This window comes from Helicobacter sp. 12S02634-8, assembly GCF_002272865.1.
In the GTDB taxonomy this organism is placed as follows: domain Bacteria; phylum Campylobacterota; class Campylobacteria; order Campylobacterales; family Helicobacteraceae; genus Helicobacter_J.
In genome coordinates, this window is the sequence record NZ_MLAP01000034.1 from 1 (window position 1) to 2,538 (window position 2,538).

General features: G+C 44.2%; 1 protein-coding gene. It reads right to left on the reverse strand.

Translation table 11 applies throughout. The features are described from left to right. Positions 1-2,538: hypothetical protein (locus BKH46_RS09610; protein ID WP_172402625.1), on the reverse strand; the 2,538-nt coding region annotated here is incomplete at both ends.

Consider the following 2,538-nt stretch of genomic DNA (forward strand, 5'->3'; position numbering starts at 1 on the left):
CGGCTTGGACATCAGTGCCACTATTTTCAGGAGCTTTAGAATTTTCTTCAGCCTTGAGTTTGTTGGCTTCTTCTACCTTTTGGGCCTCTGCTTGGAGTTGGGCAGCTGTTTTGCCACCCCAGTAGCTGGCATTAGCTTGATTGATGGTAGCTACAATCTTGAGGTTAGAGCTTTGGATATCTAGTGTGGGTTTTTTAGCACTATCACTACCTTCAGAGCTTGCTACCTCTGTGGGTGTGATCCCTGTGTTGCCATAGAAATTGAGTGTATTGTTGGGGACTTGGGGGGCAGGGGGTGTGCTATCTTGGGCTGTGCTTGCTCCATCATTTCCACTATTTGTGGCACCTTCTGTGGGGGCAGGAGTGGGGGTGAAATCAACACCACTGATATTGCTTGCTAGCACAGAGCCTGTGTCAATGAGATTGATGGTAGCTTGAGCTAGGGAACTATCTAGGGCTGTGTGGGTGATGTCTTTGTTCTCACTGCTAGAATCTGTGGTTTTAGCCACTCCAAAGCCTGAAGCGCTATCTCCAATGAAGGTATAAGTCATGGCCGTAGTGGTGGCAATATTTCCATAGAGTGCGTTGGCATTGTTTTTGAAACTTGAGTAATCATAGTTGCCAATGTCTGTGGCAATATTGATGTCAGAGGGTGTTGTATTTGATTTGTAGTTATAAAAGACAGCAACATTATTGGTGCTCACACCTCTTGCGCTGATACCTGGAGAATAGATTTTAGCAGTGCCAAAGCCATTGAAAATATCAGCCTTGATGGTGGCATTATCGATATAGACATAATTATTATACGAGATGATATCAGAGGTTTTTACATCAGCTGGGGTAGCAGAAGAGTCTCCATTACTTCCTCCACCATTTGCCCCTGCACTACCACTATTAGCTTGGGTTTGGTAATTTTTAGAAAAGGTGAAGGTGCCATTTCTTAAGATGATCTGACCGCCGCCTGTGCCTGTGATTTTAGCATTTTTACCCAAAGAGCCTGTGCCGACTAAGACAACATTGGAATTGATAGCACCAAGTTTGAGCTCTCCATTGAGGGTGGATTTATTGACCTTTAAAATCGAATCTGAGAGCGCACCAAAGGCATTAGTGGTCACATCAATGGTATTGCCATTTGCATCTTTATAGGTGGCATAGCCATTGTCTGTATTGGACTCTTCTCCATTGGCATCACGATTATCAAACTGCAGATTGAGTTTATTGAGTTTAGAGCTGCTAAAATCTGCATCCACTAGGTTTGTGCCTAGGAGTCGGAGCTCTCCATAGTTATCAATGTTTGTAAAGGCTGAGAGGATTTGATTGGGTGTGTTGGTGTCTGTATTGCCAGTGCTACCATTAGTGGGGGCAGCTGTGGTGAGTGTGCCTGCATTGATGAAATTATAAAAAGAGCCTGTGTTAGAAGAGGCAACTTTTGTGACTTTGTTTGCAGCAACGGTCGAGCTATATCCTCCAATGGAATCAGCACCGATGAAGGTGAGATTGAGTTTGGAGGTTGTGAGGAATTGGCCGATGGCAAAGCTAGATGTGGCAACATAGGCATTTTGACCATAGGCTTGATTGTTGGTCGAATTAGTCTTGATGGTATCTGCAATGGCTGCATTGGTGATATCAAAGTTTTTATTTTCTGTGCTGTCTTCTCCCTCTCCATTATTATCATTGGTGGTTTTATTTGGCACGATGGTTTCTAAGCCTTTATTATCGTTTGCTTTTGCAAAGACCATGGCAAAGCCTGAGTCATCTGCAGTTTTACCATAGAAGCTGTAGCTTAGGTCTGTGATGGTGGTGTTTTGCACTCCTACTAGGCTTGTGCCTCTGATATCAAAGTCTTTGAAGATATTCCAAGAAGCAATAGCCTTATCACCACTAAATTTCTTTTGATCTGTACTGAGAGTAGTAGTAGTAACTCCAGTATAGCTCGGAGAGAGGGCTAGGGTAGCGCCTGTGTTGTTGAGATCAATGGTGCCAACATTGCTAGGACCTCCATCGATGGTAGCTAGCGTGATAGTTCCTGTGTCTGCTCCTGTTTTGGGGTCATAGCCTGTGGCGTTCTCTTCTGTGCTTTTATCCATAGACCTGAGTGAGCCAAGGCCTGTTGCACTTAGGCTTGAAGCACCCACGCCAAGACCGATGTAATTGGTTTGGAGATAATTGCCTGCTCCTTTGTTGGCTTTAGATTGTTTAGTGGTATCAAAGCTTAGATTGTAATACACGCCCTGGTCTTTGCCTACTTTGATAGAAGTGGTGTTAGCAAAGTAGAGATTTCCAATGAGTGTAAGACCAGAGCTCACAAGAGAAGAGCCATTGGCAAGGCCAACGCCATTGGCAGACTCTGAACTACTAGCAGTGTTAGCTTTCAAGCCTTCAAGTTTGAGTGTGCCTGTGGCATTATTGATGGTGAGTTTGTTGCCTGTGGCAGTGGTGTTAGCAAATGTGATGGTCGCAGGGGAGATCACATTGGTGGAAGTGTTTTTCAGATCTCCATTGTAATATTTATCGAGTAAGGTTTTGTCTGTGGTGACAT